This window comes from Streptomyces sp. NPDC003016, assembly GCF_053591455.1.
The window spans coordinates 20,168-39,604 of the sequence record NZ_JBSFTV010000016.1 but is presented as its reverse complement, the minus strand read 5'-3'; the positions used below and the strand labels follow the sequence as shown (position 1 = coordinate 39,604).

Here is a 19,437-nt window from a genome sequence, read left to right as displayed (position 1 = left end):
GCGTCACTTGTTGCGGCCGCGCTTCTCGCGCACCCGCACCGAGATGTGGATCGGGGTGCCGTCGAAGCCGAACTCCTCGCGCAGTCGGCGCTCGATGAAGCGCCGGTAGCCGGCCTCCAGGAAGCCGGAGGCGAAGAGGACGAACCGCGGCGGCTTGGTCCCCGCCTGCGTCCCGAAGAGGATGCGGGGCTGCTTGCCGCCGCGGACCGGGTGCGGGTGGGAGGCGACGATCTCGCCGAGGAAGGCGTTGAGCCTGCCCGTCGGGATCCGGGTCTCCCAGCCGGCCAGCGCCGTCTCGATCGCCGGGACCAGCTTCTCCATGTGACGGCCGGTCTGCGCCGACACGTTCACCCGGGGCGCCCACGCGACCTGGGCCAGCTCGGTCTCGATCTCGCGCTCGAGGTAGTAGCGGCGCTCCTCGTCGAGGGTGTCCCACTTGTTGTACGCGATGACCAGCGCGCGGCCCGCCTCGACGGCCATCGTGATGATCCGCTGGTCCTGCACACTGATGGACTCGCTGGCGTCGATCAGTACGACCGCGACCTCGGCCTTCTCGACGGCGGCGGCGGTACGCAGCGAGGCGTAGTAGTCCGCGCCCTCCTGGAGGTGGACGCGGCGGCGGATGCCGGCCGTGTCGATGAACTTCCAGGTGATGCCGCCGAGCTCGATCAGCTCGTCGACCGGGTCACGGGTGGTGCCCGCCATCTCGTTGACGACGACGCGGTCCTCGTTCGCCACCCGGTTCAGGAGCGAGGACTTGCCGACGTTCGGGCGGCCGATGAGCGCGATGCGGCGCGGACCGCCGACAGCCTGGCCGAAGGTCTGGGCCGGGGCCTCGGGCAGGGCTTCCAGTACGGCGTCCAGCATGTCGCCGGTGCCGCGGCCGTGCAGCGAGGAGACCGGGTGCGGCATGCCGAGGCCGAGCGACCACAGCGCGGTGGCGTCCGCCTCGCCGCTCTGGCCGTCGACCTTGTTGGCGCAGAGCACGACGGGCTTGCCCGCCCGGCGCAGCAGCTTGACGACGGCCTCGTCGGTGTCGGTGGCGCCGACCGTGGAGTCGACGACGAAGACGACGGCGTCGGCCGCCTCGATCGCGTACTCGGCCTGGGCGGCGACGGACGCGTCGATGCCGAGGACGTCCTGCTCCCAGCCGCCGGTGTCGACGACCTTGAAGCGGCGGCCCGCCCATTCGGCCTCGTAGGTGACCCGGTCGCGGGTGACACCGGGCTTGTCTTCCACGACGGCCTCGCGGCGGCCGATGATGCGGTTCACCAGGGTCGACTTGCCGACGTTGGGGCGGCCCACGACGGCGAGGACGGGCAGCGGGCCGTGACCGGCTTCGCCGATCGCGCCTTCGACCTCTTCGGCGTCGAAGCCCTCCAGCGCGGCGAGCTCCATGAACTCCGCGTACTCGGCGTCGCCAAGTGCTCCGTGCTCGTCGCCGGAGTGAATCTGGTCGTTCATGAAGTCCGTTCCTCGTTCATCATCATCGATGGACCACCGGTATTCCGCGCGGTCCACTACTCAAGTCTCACTCAGCGCCCGGTGAAACGCCGGGCACTTTCCAGGTGGGCGGTCAGCCGCTCCTGGATCCGTACGGTGGCCTCGTCCAGCGCCTTGCGCGTGCGCCGTCCGCTGCCGTCGCCGGCCTCGAAGGGATCGCCGAAGACGATGTCCACCCGGCCGCGCAGGGGTGGCAGGCCCGGTATCAGCCGTCCGCGGCGGTCCGTGGAGCCGAGCACCGCCACCGGGACGACCGGCGCCCCGCCGCGTACGGCGAAGTACGCGAGTCCGGCGCGCAGCGACGCGAAGTCGCCCTCGCCCCTGGTGCCCTCCGGGAAGATTCCCAGTACCCCGCCGTCCGCGAGGACGCCCAGCGCGTTCGAGATCGCCGTGCGGTCGGCGGTCGCCCGGTCCACCTTCAGCTGACCGATTCCGCGCAGGAACGGGTCGAGGGGGCCGACGAACGCCTCTTTCTTGATCAGGAAGTGCACCGGCCTGGGGGCCGTCCCCATCAGCATGGGCCCGTCGATCATGTGCGAGTGGTTCACCGCCAGGATCACCGGCCCGCTCACGGGGACCCGCCAGGCGCCGAGGACGCGGGGCTTGAACAGCCCGTACGCCAGGCCGATGCCGATGCCCCGTCCGACCGCCGCGCCACGCGGTGTGGGTGCCGTCACTTCGCGGCTCGCTTCCCCTCGACCAGGGTGACGACACACTCGATGACCTGGTCCAGCGTGAGGTCGCTGGTGTCGACCTCGACCGCGTCGTCCGCCTTGGCGAGCGGCGAGGTCTTGCGGCTGGAGTCGGCCGCGTCCCGCTTCAGCAGGGCCTCGCGGGTCGCGGACACGTCCGCGCCCTTCAGCTCGCCGCTGCGGCGGGCGGCGCGCGCCTCGGGAGAGGCGGTCAGGAAGATCTTGAGGTCCGCGTCCGGCAGCACGGTCGTACCGATGTCGCGTCCCTCGACGACGATGCCGAGTACGGCGCCCTTCGCGATGGACCGCTGCAGGTCGGTGATCAGGGTGCGCACCTCGGGCACGGCGCTGACGGCGCTCACCTTGGAGGTGACCTCCTGGGTGCGGATCGGCCCGGAGGCGTCGACGCCGTCCACCGTGATGGTCGGAGCGGAGGGGTCGGTGCCGGAGACGATCACGGGCTTGCCTGCGGCGTCCGCGATGGCGACGGGGTCCGTGACGTCGATGCCGTTGCTCAGCATCCACCAGGTGATCGCCCGGTACTGGGCGCCGGTGTCCAGGTAGCTGAGACCGAGCTTGGCGGCGACGGCCTTGGAGGTGCTGGACTTGCCCGTGCCGGAGGGGCCGTCGATGGCGACAATCACTGCTGCCGGGGCGGTCCGGGCGGCGGTTTCCACGGTGTAGGACACCTTCCTGGTACACGGGCTTGGACGGGCGGGGACCCGACGGGCCCCACCCAAGGTTACCGAGTCCCCGGCCCCACCCTCGACGCCCTTGCGATACCACCGCAAACCGGGCGCCGCACCGGTGCGCGAAGGCCGCTACTGGCGGATCGACCAGCCCCGCTCGCGCAGTGAGGCGGCCAGCCCGGGTGCGGCCGCCGGCTCCACCATCAGCTGCACCAGGCCCGCCTGCTGCCCGGTCGCGTGCTCGATGCGCACGTCCTCGATGTTGACGCCCGCACGCCCCGCGTCCGCGAAGATCCGGGCCAGCTCGCCGGGCCGGTCGCTGATGAGGACCGCGACGATCTCGTACGCCGCCGGGGCGGCCCCGTGCTTGCCCGGCACGCGCTCGCGGCCCGTGTTGCCGCGCCGCAGGACGTCCTCGATGCCCTCGGCGCCGCCCCTGCGCTTGTCGTCGTCGGCGGACTGGAGGGCCCGCAGCGCCTGGACGGTCTCCTCCAGGTCGGCCGCGACGCCGGTGAGCACGTCCGCGACGGGGCCCGGGTTCGCGGAGAGGATCTCGACCCACATCCGGGGGTCGGAGGCGGCGATGCGGGTGACGTCCCTGATGCCCTGGCCGCACAGCCGTACCGCCGTCTCGTCCGCGTCCGCCAGCCGCGCCGCGACCATCGACGAGACCAGCTGCGGGGTGTGCGAGACGAGCGCGACCGCGCGGTCGTGGGCGTCGGCGTCCATCACCACGGGCACGGCCCGGCACAGCGCGACCAGCTCCAGCGCGAGGTTGAGGACCTCGGTGTCGGTGTCGCGGGTGGGGGTGAGGACCCAGGGGCGGCCCTCGAAGAGGTCGGCGGTCGCGGCCAGCGGGCCCGAACGTTCCTTGCCGGACATCGGGTGCGTACCGATGTACGAGGTGAGGTCGCAGCCCAGCGCCTCCAGCTCGCGGCGCGGTCCGCCCTTGACGCTGGCGACGTCGATGTACGCGCGGGCGGTCCCGCGCCGCATGGCGTCGGCCAGCGTCGTGGCCACGTGCGCCGGCGGTACGGCGACGACGGCCAGGTCGACGGGGCCTTCGGGCGCCTCGTCGGTGCCGGCGCCGAGCGCGGCGGCGGTGCGGGCCTGCGCCGGGTCGTGGTCGGTGAGGTGGACGGTGACGCCGCGCCCGGCGAGGGCGAGGGCCGCCGAGGTGCCGATCAGGCCGGTTCCGACGACGAGGGCGGTTCTCACTGGGCGATGTCCTTGCGGAGGGCGCCGGCGGCGCCGAGGTAGACGTGGGAGACCGATGACTTGGGCAGGTCCGACTCGACGTGCGCGAGGATCCGCACGACGCGCGGCATGGCTCCCGTGATGTCCAGTTCCTGGGCGCAGATCAGCGGTACGTCGACGATGCCGATCTTGCGTGCCGCGGCGGCCGGGAAGTCGCTGTGGAGGTCCGGGGTGGCCGTGAACCAGATGCTGATGAGGTCGTCGGGGGTGAGCCCGTTGCGCTCCAGAACGGCCGAGAGCAACTCGCCGACCCGCTCGTCCATGTGCCCGGCCTCGTCCCGTTCCAGCTGGACGGCCCCGCGCACCGCTCGTACTGCCACGTCGTGCTCCTCGTTCCGTACCTCATGTGCCCTGCTTGATTCAGCGTAGTTGGGCAGGGCCCGGCGGGGGTCGGCGCGTTCCACGGGTGAGACGCGCGGGCCCGGCCGCGCCCGGCGCCGGCCACGGCCCGCCCGGATTGGGCTGTCGGACGTACAACGGCAGCGTGACGCGGCATTCGCGCCCCGGATGCTTCTTCTGCGGGGCGATGAGCGCGAAGATGCTGCCCTTCGCGCCGAACCTCCGGTGCGACGACAGGAGGAGCACGTGATGGGCAGGAGTACGAGCCGCCGGGCGGTCCTCGCGGCCGGAGCCGCGGCTGCGGGCACCGCGCTGGTGACCGGTTGCGGCAACGGCGGCGGGGGCGGGACCGGAGACGGCGTGAACGGCGGCGCCGAGGAGACCGAACCGGCCCCCTCGGGTTCGCCCGCCCCCTCCGGGAGCGCGTCGCCCACCGGAGAGGTTCCCGACGGCGGTGCGGCGCTCGCCGCAACCTCGGAGATCCCGGTGGGCGGCGGCAAGGTCTTCGAGGACGAGAAGGTGGTGGTGACCCAGCCGGAGCCGGGCACCTTCATGGCCTTCTCCGCGGTGTGCACGCACCAGGGCTGCACCGTCAGCAGCGTCGAGGACGGCGCCATCGTCTGCGCCTGCCACGGCAGCACGTTCCGGGTCGCGGACGCCTCGGTCGCGGGCGGCCCGGCCCGCAAGCCGCTCCCGCCGCGGCAGATCACCGTGGAAAGTGGTTCGATCCGGCTCGCCTGACGCGGCACAATCCCGAGCATGAACCCGTCCTCCGCCCCGCCGGCGCCCGAAGACCTCGTACGCCGCCACACGGTCTACTCCTGTGTGACGGGCTCGCGCGCCTTCGGCCTGGCCACGGACGGCAGCGACACGGACCGGCGCGGCGTCTTCGTCGCGCCGACGCCGCTGTACTGGGGTTTCGAGAAGCCCCCGACGCATGTCGAGGGCCCGATGGACGAGCAGTTCTCCTGGGAGCTGGAACGTTTCTGCGAGCTGGCCCTGCGCGCCGACCCCAACATCCTGGAGTGCCTGCACTCCCCGCTGGTCGAGCGCGTCGACGCCACCGGCCACGAGCTGATCGCCCTGCGGGACGCGTTCCTCTCCCGCCGGGCCCACCAGACCTTCGTCCGGTACGCGGTCGGCCGGCGCAGGAAGCTGGAGGCGGACGTACGGCAGCACGGCGCCCCGCGCTGGAAGCACGCCATGCACCTGCTGCGGCTGCTCGGCAGCTGCCGCGATCTGCTGCGCACGGGCGAGCTGGTGATCGATGTCGGCGAGGAGCGCGAGCGGCTGCTGGCGGTCAAGCGGGGCGAGGTGGCGTGGCCGGAGGTCGAGCGCCGGATGGAGCGCCTCCACGCGGAGGCGGACGCGGCCGGGGCGAAGAGCCCGCTCCCGCCGGAGCCGGACCGCCCCCGCGTGGAGGACTTCCTGTTCCGCGTACGCCGCGCTTCAGCCCGCTGAAAGACGCGGCCGGCGTGCCTCCCCGGCCCGGGGTGTCCTCCGTCGCGTCGTGGGTGGGCCCGGCCCGGACGGCGGAGCCGTTCAGCCGCTCGTACGCCGTCGCCTCGGCCGGAGGCCGTGACGCCGCCCGCGCCGCGTCGAGCACGGCGTGGAGGGCGCCGACGTCCGCACGCAGCAGGCCGCGGTCGCTGTTCCAGCACATCGCCGTCGCGCCGCAGCATCAGCCGTACGGACTTCCGCAGGTCGTGCGTGACCAGGCCCCTCCCCACACCGTCGCGCACCCCCGTGCGGCTCCGCGTCTCCTCCGGCTCCCCCGGGCCGCCGAGGGCCGGCACGGGCAGCAGGTGCGCGCCGCGCAGGTCCACGTCCGGGTCCCGGGACGGGAACCCGTAGAGGTGCGCCCCGGAAACCGGCGCGAACAGCAGCGGATCGGTCTCGTCCGCGAGAAGGGGCGCGAGGTCGGTGTCCGGCAGCCCGGCCTCGCGCAGACACTTCTCGTACGCCCTCATGGATCAGGCGTCCCAGAGCGCTCCGAGGGCCAGCAGTCCCCCCCTGTACTCGATGCGCTCCGCCCACCGCGCGGGCCACGCCTCCGCCCCCAGGTGCGCTCCGGCGAACGCTCCCGCCAGGCAGGCGATCGAGTCGGAGTCGCCCCGCGTGCACGCCGCCCGCCGCAGCGCGGTGACCGGCTCCCCGGGGAAGAGCAGGAAGCACAGCAGCGCGGTCGCCAGCGCCTCCTCCGCGATCCATCCGTCTCCCGTCGCCAGGCACGGGTCGGTCTCCGGCGACGGCGTGCGCAGCGCCGCGGCCAGCCGTTCCAGTACGGCCAGGCACTCGTCCCAGCCCCGCGCGACGAACGTCTCCGGCGAGGCGTCGTGGGCGTACGTCCACAGGTCCCCGAGCCAGCGCTCGTGGTAGCGGGTGCGGTTCTCGTACGCGTACGAACGGAGCTGCCCCACCAGCCCCGTCGGCTCCGCGCCCTGCGCCAGCAGGTACACCGCCCGGGCCGTCAGGTCGCTCGCCGCCAGCGCCGTGGGATGCCCGTGCGTGAGGGCGGACTGCAACTGCGCGGCCCCGGCGCGCTGTTCCTCGCTCAGCCCCGGTACGAGGCCGACGGGGGCGACCCGCATGTTGGCCCCGCACCCCTTGGAGCCGACCTGGCTGGCCCGCTGCCAGGGCAGGTCGCTGTCCAGCAGCCGGCAGGCGACGAGACAGGTGCGTCCGGGCGCCCGGTTGTTCTCGGGCGAGTGGTACCAGTCGACGAACTCCTCGCGCACCGGCCGCGCCAGCCTCGGCGGCCCGAGCACCCCGCGGTCCGTCGCGGTCCGTATCCCCCGCCCGAGCGCGAGCGTCATCTGGGTGTCGTCCGTGACGATCGCGGGCGTCGGCAGCTCCATCTCCCGCCACGGCCCGTACTTGGCGAGGATCGAGGGCACATCGTCGAACTCGGTGGGGAAGCCCAGCGCGTCCCCCAGCGCGAGTCCCACGAGGGCGCCGGTGGCTGCCTGCTTCGTCTTCATGCGGACCGTCCTTGGAGGCGTCGTTCGGATCGTCGTTCGGGGCGTGGTTCGGGACGTCGTCAGGAGCGTCGCTGCGGGCGCAGGAGGGGCGGGTGCAGCGTGGCGGCGGTCCCGGCCCGGTAGAGCGCGGCCGGTTTCCCCCGTCCTCCGGTACGCCGCGGCGCGCCCTCCACCGGTTCCACGAAGCCGGGCGTGGCCAGCACCTTGCGCCGGAAGTTGGGACGGTCGAGCTCCACGCCCCACACCGTCTCGTACACCTGCTGGAGCTCCCCCAGCGTGAACTCGTGGGGGCAGAAGGCCGTGGCCAGGCAGGTGTACTCGAACTTGGCGCCGATGCGGTCCCGCGCGTCGGCGATGATCCGCGCGTGGTCGAAGGCGAGCGCCGGGGCCCCGTCGGCGGGCATCCACTGCGCGTGCGCCGCGTCGCCGCCGCCGCGCGGCTCCGGCAGGCCGGGCACGAGCGCGGTGTACACGACGGAGACGACGCGCATCCGCGGATCGCGGTCGGGTTCGCTGTACGTACGGAGCTGTTCCAGGTGGAGCGCGGCGGCGGACTCCCGGGACAGGCCGGTCTCCTCGGCCAGTTCGCGCCGGGCGGCGGACTCGGCGGACTCCCGGGGCAGTACGAAGCCGCCGGGCAGCGCCCACGCCCCGGCGTACGGGTCCTGTCCACGTCGGATCAGCAGGACGTGCAGCCGCCCCTCCCGCACCGTGAAGACGGCGAGATCGACGGTGACGGCGAACGGCTCGAAGGCGTGCGGGTCGTACGTCGTCGCGTCGTTCATCTCGCTCCTGGCTTCTGCGCGGTGGTTCACTGACCGACTTCTTTATAGTCATCATGACTATAAAGAAGTCCGGTCCGCACCGCAAGACCGCACCACGCGCGCAGCGAAAAGCCCCCGGCCGGTTCCTGTACGTACAGGAACCGGCCGGGGGCCTCGGGGAAGGGGCGTCGGTTACAGACCGACTTCCTTCATCAGCATGCCGACCTCGGTGTTGGTGAGGCGGCGCAGCCAGCCGGACTTCTGGTCGCCCAGCGGGATCGGTCCGAAGGAGGTCCGCACGAGCCGCTCGACCGGGAAGCCGGCCTCGGCCAGCATGCGGCGCACGATGTGCTTGCGGCCCTCGTGGAGGGTCACCTCGACCAGGTAGTTCTTGCCGGTGTTCTCGACGACGCGGAAGTGGTCGGCGCGGGCGTACCCGTCCTCCAGCGCGATGCCGTCCTTGAGGCGCTTGCCCAGGTCGCGCGGGAGCGGGCCCTGGATCGCGGCGAGGTAGGTCTTCTTCACGCCGTACTTCGGGTGGGTGAGACGGTGGGCCAGCTCGCCGTGGTTGGTGAGCAGGATGATGCCCTCGGTCTCGGTGTCCAGCCGGCCCACGTGGAAGAGACGCGTCTCACGGTTGTTGACGTAGTCGTTGAGGTTCTGACGGCCGTCCGGGTCGCCCATGGTGGCGACGACGCCGGCCGGCTTGTTGAGCGCGAAGAAGAGGTGCGACTGGGTGGCGACCGTCAGGCCGTCGACCTTGACCTCGTCCTTGTGGACGTCGACACGCCTGCCCTGCTCGGTGACGATCTCGCCGTTGACCTCGACCCGGGCCTGCTCGATGAGCTCCTCGCAGGCACGCCGCGAGCCCATGCCGGCGCGGGCGAGGACCTTCTGCAGGCGCTCGCCCTCCTGCTCGGCTCCCGGGAACGTCTTGGGCGTCTTCACCTGAGGCTTGCTGTGCCGCTCGCGTACGCGCTCCTCGAGCTGGGCGTCGAGCTCGCGCGGGCGGGATTCGCGCTGGCCGTGCGGGCCACGGCGCGGCGCCGCGCCCCTGTTGCTCTGCGGGGCCTTGGGGCCGCCCTTGGCGCCACCGCGCGCGGACGCGCCACGGCCGCTGCCGGCGGTGCTGCCGCCGCGCCCGGCGCCGCCGGCGCTGCCACCGCGGCCGGCGCCCGCACCACTGCCACCACGTCCCGCACCGCCGGCGCTGCCACCACGGCCGGCGCCCGCACCACTGCCACCACGTCCCGCACCGCCGGCGCTGCCACCGCGCCCGGCGCCGCCACCGCTGCCGCCACGGGCACCGGGTGCGTCATGGCCGACGTCGTAACGGCGCTCCTCCGGGCGGGGACGGTCCGGGCGGTCCTGGCGGTCCGGGCGGTCGCTGCGCTTCTGCCTGTCGTCGCGCCCCTTGCCCGCGCCCCGCTGATTCCGGTCGTTGCCGCTTCCGCTGTTCCTGCCGCTGCTGCTTCGCATCAAAATTCCGTCTTGTCGTCTGCGTTTGTGTCCGAGGCGTACGGGGCGTCCGCATCGAACGACGGCACACCCTCTAGCGTCTCAGCCTCGATCGCGTCCGCCTCCGGGAGGAATGGCGCGAGCTCCGGGAGCTCGTCCAGGCCACGCAGGCCCATCCGCTCCAGAAAGTAGTTCGTCGTCCTGTACAGGATCGCACCTGTTTCGGGTTCCGTGCCCGCCTCCCCGACCAGACCGCGCTGGAGGAGGGTGCGCATCACGCCGTCGCAGTTCACGCCACGTACGGCCGAGACCCGTGACCGGCTCACGGGCTGCCGGTACGCGACGACCGCGAGGGTCTCCAGGGCGGCCTGGGTGAGGCGCGCCTGCCGGCCGTCCAGCAGGAAGCCCTCGACCGCCGCCGCGTACTGGGGCCGCGCGTAGAAGCGCCATCCCCCGGCGACCGCTCTGAGCTCGAATCCGCGCCCCTGTACGGCGTATTCGTCGGCCAGCTCCCGCAGGGCGTCCGCGACGGCTCCGCGGGGCCGCTCCAGGATCTTGGCGAGGTGCTCTTCGGCGGCGGGTTCGTCGACGACCATGAGGACCGCCTCCAGGGCGGGCTTGAGGCCGAGGTCCGCGACCGCGGGGGTCTCGCTCACTGTGTCTCCTCCACCACTTGATCGAAGTCGTCCGTGACGACGGGCTGCGCCGCCGCTGTGCCGGTCCACCGCACCATGAGCTCTCCCAGGGCCTCCTCCTGGTCCATGGCCACGGCCTTCTCCCGGTAGAGCTCCAGCAGCGCCAGGAACCGCGCGACAACGGTGAGCGTGTCCGGGGCGTCCTCCGTGAGCGTCCGGAAATCCGCCTCCCCCACCTCCCGCAGCCGCGCGACGACCACCTCGGCCTGCTCCTGCACGGACACGAGGGGCGCGTGGATGTGGTCGACGTACACCTGCGGCTCGGCCCTGGGCCGCATCGCCTTCACGGCGAGCTCGGCGAAGCCGTCGGGGCCGATGCTGATGACGACCTCGGGCAGCAGCGCCGCGTGGTGCGGTTCGAGACCGACCGTACGCGGGTACCGCCGGGACTCCGCGTCCAGCCGCTCGCTGAAGATGTCGGCGATCCGCTTGTACGCGCGGTACTGCAGCAGCCGCGCGAACAGCACGTCCCGCGACTCCAGCAGCGCGAGGTCCCCCTCGTCCTCCACCTCGGCGGCGGGCAGCAGCCGCACGGCCTTGAGGTCGAGCAGGGTGGCGGCCACGACGAGGAACTCGGTGGTCTGGTCGAGGTCGCCGTCGGGCCCCATGGCGCGGATGTGCGCCATGAACTCGTCGGTGACCTTCGAGAGGGCGACCTCGGTGATGTCGAGCTTGTGCTTCGAGATGAGCTGGAGCAGCAGGTCGAAGGGCCCCTCGAAATTCACCAGCCGGACGGTGAACCGCCCGTCCGCCACGACCGGCCCGTCCGCCACGACCACCGGCCCGTCGGGCGGGGGCGTGCTCTCCGGGCCGCCCGCCCCCGCCCCGGCCTCTGGCGTCTCTCCGGCCTCTGGAGGAGCCTCCGGAGCGTCTTCCGGGGCCGCCGGGCGCGCCGCCCCCGGCCCGCGCCCCAGGCTGCGGCGTGAGGCCCTGGCGGGCTGGGCGGGGACGTCGGTGGGCGGCATCGCGGGTCCAGGTGCGGAAAAAGAAACAGGGGCAGCGCAGGCTACCTCCGGTCCGGTCAGCGACCGCGCAGGCGCCGTACGAGAATGCTCGCGTCGCCGCGCGACTCCAGGTCCGCGAGGACGACGGCGACCGCCTCCCGCACGATCCGGCCGCGGTCGACGGCGAGCCCGTGCTCACCGCGCAGCACCAGCCGTGCGTGTTCCAGGTCCATCAGTTCCTCGGCCGAGACGTAGACCGTGATCTTCTCGTCGTGCCGTTCGCGGCCGCTGGGGCGACGGTTCGCCCCGCGCCCGCCCCTGCGCCGCGGCTGGGCGCCCGCGGCAGGGGCCGCAGAACGCTGCTGGGAGGGCGGCTGCGCGGACGGCTGGCTCTCCGGCGCGCGGCGGGCCCTGGCGGCGGCAGCGGCCGCCTGGTCGCCCTCCACGGCCCGGCTGCGATGCCCGCCGGCCTCCGCGTCGGCGGCGGTGTGCTCGGCCGCGTCACCGGAGCCGGCGGAGTTCCTGGGCGACGCGCCCTCGGACTGCTCGGCCGCCGTCGCGGGGTCGCTCTCCGCCGCGGGACCGGGCACGCGTGCCTCGCCGCCTGCGGGCGGGCGGCGCGGGGACGACGACTGCAGCGCCATCCCCCCGGTCGTGCGGAACAGTTCGTCGGCCCCCGGCAGACTCACTCGGCGTGACACCGGGCGAGCACCTCCCTGGCGAGCTGGCGATAAGCGGCCGCACCGACCGAGTTGGAGGCGTACGTCGTGATCGGCTCACCGGCGACCGTGGTCTCCGGGAAGCGGACCGTACGCCCGATCACCGTGTGGTAGACGTGCTCGTCGAATGCCTCGACGACCCGCGCCAGCACCTCACGGCTGTGCACCGTGCGGGAGTCGTACATCGTGGCGAGGATGCCGTCGAGCTCCAGGTCGGGGTTGAGCCGCTCCTGGACCTTCTCGATCGTCTCGGTCAGCAGGGCCACACCGCGCAGCGCGAAGAACTCGCACTCGAGGGGGACTATCACTTTGTGAGCCGCCGTCAGGGCGTTCACGGTGAGCAGACCGAGCGAGGGCTGACAGTCGATCACGATGTAGTCGTAGTCGGCCATCAGCGGCTTGAGCGCCCGCTGAAGTGTCGACTCGCGGGCCACCTCGCTGACCAGCTGGACCTCGGCCGCCGACAAGTCGATATTGCTCGGCAGCAGGTCCATGTTGGGCACCGCGGTCTTCAGGAGGACCTCGTCGGCCGACATGCCCCGCTCCATGAGCAGGTTGTAGACCGTGAGGTCGAGCTCCATCGGGTTCACGCCGAGGCCGACCGACAGGGCTCCCTGCGGGTCGAAGTCGACGAGCAGGACCCGTCGTCCGTACTCCGCGAGGGCCGCACCCAGATTGATGGTGGACGTCGTCTTGCCGACGCCGCCCTTCTGGTTGCACATGGCGATGATCTTCGCGGGGCCGTGGTCGGTCAGCGGGCCCGGGATCGGGAAGTACGGCAGCGGCCGTCCGGTCGGGCCGATCCGCTCGCGGCGCTGGCGGGCAGCGTCGGGGGCGAGGGTGGCCGCGTACTCGGGGTCGGGCTCGTACTCTGCGTCGGGATCGTAGAAGTGCCCCTCGGGCACCTCGTCGAAGTCGGCGAAGCGGGTGGTGGACTTGTCCCCACTCTGGTCGCCGGCCATGGCGTTCACGTGTAGGCCGTCCATGCTCTGGTGGGCTGTCGTCATGTGCTGATGGGTGGCGAAGGTGCGGACAGCGACGGAGCCGACAGCCTGGAGCCCCGATGGGTCCTGGCTCCGTGCATGCATCCCTGGTTGACCACCCCCGGGAGTAAATGTCGACTCATTCACAAGTCGTCTTACCTCCTTGGACGTGACCAGGAAACTTATCGATAGGTCAGCGTGGCACCATGCCGACGGTTGGCGACTCTATGGCGTGGCACCGGTCCGCAGCAACACAATCCGCCGTACCCGGCCCGATGTGTCGGCAACGGAACACCCCTGTGTCAAGGGTGTGCGGGCGGCAAACCGGGGCACGGGCCGCACGTTTCGCAGGGTCGCGAAACGGCTAAAGTGTTACGTTCGCGGCGAGTTGAACAGGCCCTCGAAAGCAGCCGGACACGCATCCGGCCGGACCTTGTCGACAAGGTCCGGCCGGATGCGTGAGGTTGACGACTTTTGTTGACGCGTCAGGCGAGAAGCGTGGCCAGCTCGACGTGCGGCAGCTCGTGGGCCTCGGCGACCTCGCGGTAAACGACCTGGCCGTCGTGGGTGTTGAGCCCCTTGGCGAGGGCCGCGTCCCGGCGCAGCGCCTCGACCCAGCCGCGGTTCGCGAGCTCCACGATGTACGGCAGCGTGGCGTTCGTCAGCGCGTACGTCGAGGTGTTCGGGACGGCGCCCGGCATGTTGGCGACGCAGTAGAAGACCGAGTTGTGGACGTTGAACGTCGGCTCGGCGTGCGTCGTCGGGTGCGAGTCCTCGAAGCAGCCGCCCTGGTCGATCGCAATGTCGACAAGAACACTTCCGGGCTTCATCTTGGCGACGAGCTCGTTGGTGACGAGCTTCGGGGCCTTCGCGCCGGGGATGAGCACGGCGCCGATGACGAGGTCGGCCTCGACGACGGCCTTCTCCAGCTCGAAGGAGTTGGAGACGATCGTCTTCACCTTGGTGCCGAAGACCTTGTCGGCCTCGCGCAGCTTGTTGATGTCACGGTCGAGCAGGGTCACGTGGAAGCCCATGCCGACGGCGATCTGCGTGGCGTTCCAGCCGGAGACGCCGCCACCGATGACGACGGCCTCGCCGGCCGCCGTACCCGGGACGCCGCCCGGCAGCACGCCGCGGCCGCCGACCGAGCGCATCAGGTGGTACGCGCCGACCTGCGGGGCCAGCCGGCCCGCGACCTCGGACATCGGGGCGAGCAGCGGCAGGGCGCGGTTCGCGGTCTCCACCGTCTCGTACGCGATCGCCGTGGTGCCGGACTCCAGCAGGGCGTCCGTGCACTCGCGGGAGGCGGCGAGGTGCAGGTAGGTGAAGAGCGTCTGGTCCTTGCGGAGGCGGTGGTACTCCTCGGCGATGGGCTCCTTGACCTTCAGCAGCAGGTCAGCGGTGGCCCAGACCTCGTCCGCGGTGGCCAGGATCTGCGCACCGGCGGCGACGTACTCGCCGTCCGTGATCGAGGATCCGGCGCCGGCGCTCTGCTCGACAAAGACCTGGTGGCCGTGGCGCACCAGCTCGTGCACGCCTGCGGGGGTGATGGCCACCCGGAACTCGTTGTTCTTGACCTCGCGGGGGATGCCGACCTTCACGTCGATCACGGTCCTTGGCTCAGGGGGAATAAAAGGGTCAATGCCATACATACCCAGGTACGCACGGCACACCCGGGGAACACCGCACTATGACGCGGCAGAGCCAGTCTAATGAAGGATTTCCAGCTGTCTAGCCTTACAAAGCATCAATCTCTCAGCGAAGCACTGCGGATTTCGTAGGTAGGACCCTCTTCTTCAAGCAGTCTTTCCGCAGTGGTCCGGTGCAGTCGCGCGGCCGCCGGATCCCCCAGCCGGCCGAGTGTGTCCGCGAGCCGCAGCTCCAGTGCCGCGTGCAGCCGTACGTCGCCGGCCCGGCGTGCCCACTCCACGGCCTCGCGGCACGTGCGCAGCGACTCCTCGGGACGGCCCGCGTACTCCTGCACCCGCGCGACTTCGCTCAACGCACGTGCGTGACCCGGCAGATCACCGACCCTGCGGTGCCCCGCCGCCGAAGCCCGCCAGTTGCGCAGTGCCTCGCCGTAACGGCCCGCATAGGTGTGTACGGTCCCGAGCCGCCCGTACAGCCGCGCCGCGTCGGCGTGCTCGCCGCGCGTCAGTCGCTGTTCGAGCGCCCGGCCGTACCAGTCGGAGGCGCGTGACCAGTCGCCCAATTCCTGATATGTCCCACCTACGGATTCCATCGCGCGGCCCGTCGCGTACGGGTCGCCGGCCGCCCGGCCCGCGTCCAGCGCCGCCCGGTAGCGCGTCAGCGCCTCCTGCGTGCGCCCGGTCCGCGCGTCCAGGTCGGCGAGGTTCAGCAGCGCGGCGGCCCGTTCGCGGTGCAGACCGCACCGCTCGGCCACGTCGAGTACGAGCCGGTGCAGCCCGTACAGCTCGGGAGCCGCGGCTTCGGGACCCCGGTGCGCCACCAGCGCCCGTACCAGCGCGGCCACCAGTCGGCGCGCCAGGGTGTCGAGTTCGCCGTCCTCCACCGCGATTCGGGCGGAGGCGAGCAGCGCGGGCTGGCGGACCCGCAGCCACTCGGCGGCGGCCGGAACGCTGGGGAAGCGCAGCGCGCGCGGCAGCCCCGACAGCTTCTTGCGGGCCGGAGAGCCGTCGGGCTCGGTGACCGCCCGGCAGGACTGGAGCCGGCGTACGGTCCGCTCCAGCATCCTGGCCCGGGCCAGCTGCACCTCGGCGGGCCGGTCCAGGTCCTCCATCAGCGCCTTCATCATGGGCGCGAGGCAGCCGGGCACCTCGTACTGCGGGCCGGTCTCCCCCTGCCGGTCCGTCCGCCTCCGCAGCAGACCGAGCGCGACGAAGTCGTCCAGTGCCGTCTGCGCCCCGGAGACCGAGCAGCCGGCCAGCGCGGAGGCGGTGTGCGCGTCCACGAGACCGGCGGGCGCCAGGGCGAGCAGGCGCAGCATCCGCGCCGTGGGCTGCGGCAGCGACTCGTACACGAACCGGAAGGCGCGGGCGAGCGGCCTGGCCCCGGTGGGCTGCGCGGGGTCGACCGGGATGTCGTGCAGCCGCTTGGTCACGTCGGAGACCGACGCCTTGGGGCTGGCCGCGAGCCAGCCGCCGATCAGCGCCAGCGCGGCGGGCTGTCCCCCGCACTCCTCGGCGAGCGTGTGGGCCGCCGTGGGGTCGACGGTGATCCTGACCGCCCCCGTGGAACGCGCCAGGAACTCGACGGCGGAGCCGGTGTCCAGGCCGCCGATCGTGCAGGGGCGGACCCCGGGGATGCCGGTGAGCGGGCCCCGGGCCGTGGCGACGACCAGGCAGTCCGGGTTGTCGGGCAGCAGCGGATCGACCTGCTCGGCGTCGGCGGCGTCGTCGAGGACCAGCAGGACGCGCCGTGCGGTGAGCGCCTCGCGCACCAGCTCGGACAGCTCGTCGTCCCCGGCCCCGGGCGGGGCGGCGACCTGGAGGTCGTCGAGCAGCGCGCGGGCCGTGCGCTCGGTGGGCACGCGCTCGCCGCCCGGGTCGGTCAGCCGGGCACGCAGCACGCCGTCGGGGTAGTCGCCGGCGAGGCTCGCGGTGAGTTCCCCGGCGAGGGCGGTGCGCCCGGAGCCCGGGCGACCCGCGATCAGCAGCACGCGCGCACTCGGCGCCTTGCGGCCGGCGAGGGTGTCGAGTCCGGCCCGCTCGATGTCGGCCCGCAGCTCCTTGAGCTCGCGCGCTCTGCCGAAGAACTCGCCCGTCGTCCGCCCTGCCGCGGAACCCGCCGCCGTGCCGCTGGTGTCCACCGCCTGATCCGTCACGGGCCACGCTCCCGTCCGCCTGCGCACAAGCCCGTCCGCGTCTGCGGCCGGGAACTTCGAGCGTAGTTCACTCTCTGCTACGGACCGTGCGGAGCGCGGCGGGGGCGTCCCCCGATCGGATCAGCAGATTTTCGCTTCCCACCCCCGATCGGGGGTGGGCGGGGGCGAGAAGGGAAAAGGACTCCGCGGGCCGGTCTAGGCGTCGAAGGGGCGCGCCGGCCACGGCGTACCGGCCGGGCGGAGCGCGTCGATCCCGTCACCGGCGAGCGCGGCCGTCAGCGCGAGGACGCCCGTCACCAGGCAGGTGTTGTGCAGGTCCCCGGCGAGCACGCCCCGCACGAGCTCCGGGAGCGGGACCCGGGCGTGCTCCATGTCCGCCTCTTCCTCCTCGACCAGGAAGCGCTCGCCCTCGGCCGCGGAGAGACCGCTGGCGAAGAAGATCCGTACGGCCTCGTCGCATCCTCCCGGCGTGGGGTAGATGTCGGCCAGCACCCGCCAGTCCTCGGCCTTGACGTGTGCCTCTTCGTAGAGCTCGCGCTGGGCGGCGCTCAGGGGATTCTCGCCGGGTACGTCGAGCAGGCCCGCCGGGATCTCCCAGAGCCGGTGGCGCACGGGGTGCCGGTACTGGCGGATGAGCAGGACACGGTCCTCGTCGTCGAGGGCCAGGACCGCCACGGAACCGGGGTGGACCTGGTAGTCGCGGCGCACCACGCTGCCGTCGGGCATGACCACGTCGTCGGTACGGACACTCGTCTTGTTGCCCGTGAAGGGGACCGCGGTCGCGGTGACCTGCCACTCCTCGGGGGTGTCCTTGATGGCCATGAAAGCGTCCTCCCAAAGCAGAAAGCAGAAAACCGGGGTACCGGCCCGAAAGGCCCGTACCCCGGCAACCGTATCTCTTGCGACTACTTGCCGGTCTTGCCGGTCTTGCGCTCCACGGCCGCCTTGACCAGGCCCGCGAAGAGCGGGTGCGGGCGGGTCGGGCGGGAGCGGAGCTCCGGGTGCGCCTGGGTGGCGACCAGGTAGGGGTGGACCTCGCGCGGGTACTCGACGTACTCGACGAGCTTGTTGTCCGGGGACGTGCCGGAGAAGACGATGCCCGTCTTCTTCTCCAGCTCCGCGCGGTAGGCGTTGTTCACCTCGTAGCGGTGGCGGTGACGCTCGTCGACGTACGGCTGGTCGCCGTAGACCTCACGGACGATCGAGCCCTCGGCGAGCTTCGCCGGGTACAGGCCCAGGCGCATGGTGCCGCCCAGGTCGCCCGCGCCCTCGACGTACGCGAGCTGCTCCTCCATGGTGGAGATCACCGGGTGGGCGGTCGCCGCGTCGAACTCGGTGGAGTTGGCGTCCGCGATGCCCGCGAGGTTGCGCGCGGCCTCGACGACGATGCACTGGAGGCCCAGGCAGAGGCCGAGCAGCGGGATCTTGTTCTCGCGGGCGTACTGGATGGCGCCGACCTTGCCGTTGACGCCGCGCTCGCCGAAACCGCCCGGGATGACGATCGCGTCGACGTCCCCGAGCTGCTTCTCGGCGGCCGCCTGCGTCTTGCAGTCGTCGGAGGTGACCCACTTGACCTTGACGCGGGCCTTGTTGGCGAAGCCGCCGGCGCGCATGGCCTCGGTCACCGACAGGTAGGCGTCGGGCAGGTCGATGTACTTGCCGACCAGCGCGACCGTGACCTCGTGGTCGGGGTTGTGGACGCGGTCCAGCAGGTCCTCCCACTGGGTCCAGTTCACATCGCGGAACGGCAGGTCCAGCTTGCGGACGACGTATGCGTCCAGGCCCTCGGTGTGCAGCACCTTGGGGATGTCGTAGATCGACTTGGCGTCGATCGCGGCGACCACCGCGCCCTCGTCGACGTCGCACATCAGCGAGATCTTGCGCTTGATGGACAGCGGCACCTCGCGGTCGGCGCGCAGCACGATGGCGTCCGGCTGGATACCGATGCTGCGCAGCGCCGAGACCGAGTGCTGGGTGGGCTTGGTCTTCAGCTCACCGGACGGGCCGATGTAGGGCAGCAGCGAGATGTGCACGACGAAGACGTTGTCGCGGCCGACCTCGTGGCGGACCTGGCGGACCGTCTCCAGGAACGGCAGCGACTCGATGTCGCCGACCGTGCCGCCGACCTCGGTGATGACGACGTCGACGTCGTCGGTCGCCATGCGCCGGATGCGGTGCTTGATCTCGTTGGTGATGTGCGGAATGACCTGCACGGTGTCGCCGAGGTACTCGCCGCGCCGCTCCTTGGCGATGACCTGCGAGTAGACCTGACCGGTGGTGACGTTGGCCGAGCCGTCGAGGTCGACGTCGAGGAAGCGCTCGTAGTGGCCGATGTCCAGGTCGGTCTCGGCGCCGTCGTTGGTGACGAACACCTCACCGTGCTGGAAGGGGTTCATCGTGCCGGGGTCGACGTTGAGGTAGGGGTCGAGCTTCTGCATCGTGACCCGCAGGCCCCGCGCCTTGAGCAGCGCACCCAGGCTGGAGGCCGTCAGGCCCTTACCGAGGGAGGAGGCGACACCCCCGGTGACGAAGATGTGCTTGGTCGTCATGGATTTGGGCGGCATCGCCAAGAGGGGGCTCCCGTGGTCGCGAGGTGAGGTGCGTACCG

18 protein-coding genes and 1 pseudogene are annotated in these 19,437 nt (G+C 72.0%); 2 read left to right on the top strand and 17 right to left on the bottom strand.

Features of this window, described 5'->3' with window-relative positions; genetic code table 11:
• Window positions 1-3: 3 nt before the first annotated feature.
• From der to aroH, 5 genes are all read right to left on the bottom strand, one after another.
• Window positions 4-1,464: a ribosome biogenesis GTPase Der gene (gene der, locus ACWDZ4_RS15905; protein WP_451508980.1), complete on the bottom strand. Its 1,461-nt coding sequence runs from the start codon at window positions 1,462-1,464 to the stop codon at window positions 4-6.
• 71 nt (window positions 1,465-1,535) lie between these two features.
• On the bottom strand, window positions 1,536-2,219 hold the full coding sequence (locus ACWDZ4_RS15900) for a lysophospholipid acyltransferase family protein (protein WP_451508979.1): 684 nt from the start codon (window positions 2,217-2,219) through the stop codon (window positions 1,536-1,538).
• The gene (gene cmk / locus ACWDZ4_RS15895; RefSeq protein ID WP_451508978.1) at window positions 2,177-2,884 is read right to left on the bottom strand and encodes a (d)CMP kinase; all 708 of its coding nucleotides are present in this window, start codon (window positions 2,882-2,884) and stop codon (window positions 2,177-2,179) included. The genes ACWDZ4_RS15900 and cmk overlap by 43 nt, the downstream gene beginning before the upstream one ends.
• Window positions 2,885-3,016: 132 nt before the next feature.
• Window positions 3,017-4,102, bottom strand: a complete 1,086-nt coding sequence (locus ACWDZ4_RS15890) for a prephenate dehydrogenase (RefSeq protein WP_451508977.1) — start codon at window positions 4,100-4,102, stop codon at window positions 3,017-3,019.
• Window positions 4,099-4,461, bottom strand: coding sequence for a chorismate mutase (aroH, locus tag ACWDZ4_RS15885; protein ID WP_344493427.1), 363 nt, complete (start codon window positions 4,459-4,461; stop codon window positions 4,099-4,101). The genes ACWDZ4_RS15890 and aroH overlap by 4 nt, the downstream gene beginning before the upstream one ends.
• Window positions 4,462-4,729: 268 nt before the next feature.
• Here aroH and ACWDZ4_RS15880 point away from each other — a divergent pair, with 268 nt between their 5' ends.
• Together ACWDZ4_RS15880 and ACWDZ4_RS15875 are read left to right on the top strand one after the other, a co-directional pair.
• Window positions 4,730-5,221 carry a Rieske (2Fe-2S) protein gene (locus tag ACWDZ4_RS15880; protein WP_451508976.1) on the top strand — a complete coding sequence of 164 codons (492 nt, stop codon included), beginning with the start codon at window positions 4,730-4,732 and terminating at the stop codon, window positions 5,219-5,221.
• A gap of 18 nt (window positions 5,222-5,239) precedes the next feature.
• Window positions 5,240-5,941: a nucleotidyltransferase domain-containing protein gene (locus tag ACWDZ4_RS15875; protein ID WP_451508975.1), complete on the top strand. Its 702-nt coding sequence runs from the start codon at window positions 5,240-5,242 to the stop codon at window positions 5,939-5,941.
• Window positions 5,942-6,117: 176 nt separating this feature from the next.
• Here ACWDZ4_RS15875 and ACWDZ4_RS15870 read toward each other — a convergent pair.
• From ACWDZ4_RS15870 to ACWDZ4_RS15815, 12 genes and pseudogenes are all read right to left on the bottom strand, one after another.
• Window positions 6,118-6,450: pseudogene (locus tag ACWDZ4_RS15870) on the bottom strand (DNA polymerase beta superfamily protein); the annotation flags it as partial.
• Window positions 6,451-6,453: 3 nt separating this feature from the next.
• Window positions 6,454-7,461 (bottom strand): ADP-ribosylglycohydrolase family protein, encoded by a 1,008-nt coding sequence (locus ACWDZ4_RS15865; protein WP_451508974.1) that lies wholly within the window; start codon window positions 7,459-7,461, stop codon window positions 6,454-6,456.
• 59 nt (window positions 7,462-7,520) lie between these two features.
• Window positions 7,521-8,246 (bottom strand): NUDIX hydrolase, encoded by a 726-nt coding sequence (locus ACWDZ4_RS15860; protein WP_451509086.1) that lies wholly within the window; start codon window positions 8,244-8,246, stop codon window positions 7,521-7,523.
• 171 nt (window positions 8,247-8,417) lie between these two features.
• The gene (locus ACWDZ4_RS15855; RefSeq protein WP_451508973.1) at window positions 8,418-9,704 is read right to left on the bottom strand and encodes a pseudouridine synthase; all 1,287 of its coding nucleotides are present in this window, start codon (window positions 9,702-9,704) and stop codon (window positions 8,418-8,420) included.
• The gene (gene scpB / locus ACWDZ4_RS15850) at window positions 9,704-10,339 is read right to left on the bottom strand and encodes an SMC-Scp complex subunit ScpB (protein WP_451508972.1); all 636 of its coding nucleotides are present in this window, start codon (window positions 10,337-10,339) and stop codon (window positions 9,704-9,706) included. Before scpB ends, ACWDZ4_RS15855 begins: the two co-directional genes overlap by 1 nt.
• Window positions 10,336-11,343 carry a segregation/condensation protein A gene (locus ACWDZ4_RS15845; protein WP_451508971.1) on the bottom strand — a complete coding sequence of 336 codons (1,008 nt, stop codon included), beginning with the start codon at window positions 11,341-11,343 and terminating at the stop codon, window positions 10,336-10,338. Before ACWDZ4_RS15845 ends, scpB begins: the two co-directional genes overlap by 4 nt.
• Window positions 11,344-11,399: 56 nt before the next feature.
• Window positions 11,400-12,023 (bottom strand): hypothetical protein, encoded by a 624-nt coding sequence (locus ACWDZ4_RS15840; RefSeq protein ID WP_451508970.1) that lies wholly within the window; start codon window positions 12,021-12,023, stop codon window positions 11,400-11,402.
• Window positions 12,008-13,129: a ParA family protein gene (locus ACWDZ4_RS15835; RefSeq protein ID WP_451508969.1), complete on the bottom strand. Its 1,122-nt coding sequence runs from the start codon at window positions 13,127-13,129 to the stop codon at window positions 12,008-12,010. Before ACWDZ4_RS15835 ends, ACWDZ4_RS15840 begins: the two co-directional genes overlap by 16 nt.
• A 380-nt stretch (window positions 13,130-13,509) precedes the next feature.
• Entirely contained in the window at window positions 13,510-14,625 is a 1,116-nt protein-coding gene (gene ald / locus ACWDZ4_RS15830) for an alanine dehydrogenase (protein ID WP_451509085.1), read from the bottom strand.
• A gap of 146 nt (window positions 14,626-14,771) precedes the next feature.
• Window positions 14,772-16,829, bottom strand: coding sequence for a tetratricopeptide repeat protein (locus ACWDZ4_RS15825; RefSeq protein WP_451508968.1), 2,058 nt, complete (start codon window positions 16,827-16,829; stop codon window positions 14,772-14,774).
• A 195-nt stretch (window positions 16,830-17,024) separates the two neighbouring features.
• The gene (locus ACWDZ4_RS15820; protein ID WP_451508967.1) at window positions 17,025-17,651 is read right to left on the bottom strand and encodes an NUDIX domain-containing protein; all 627 of its coding nucleotides are present in this window, start codon (window positions 17,649-17,651) and stop codon (window positions 17,025-17,027) included.
• A gap of 83 nt (window positions 17,652-17,734) precedes the next feature.
• A complete protein-coding gene (locus ACWDZ4_RS15815; RefSeq protein ID WP_451508966.1) occupies window positions 17,735-19,393 on the bottom strand; it encodes a CTP synthase in 1,659 nt (552 codons plus the stop codon).
• Window positions 19,394-19,437 lie beyond the last annotated feature (44 nt).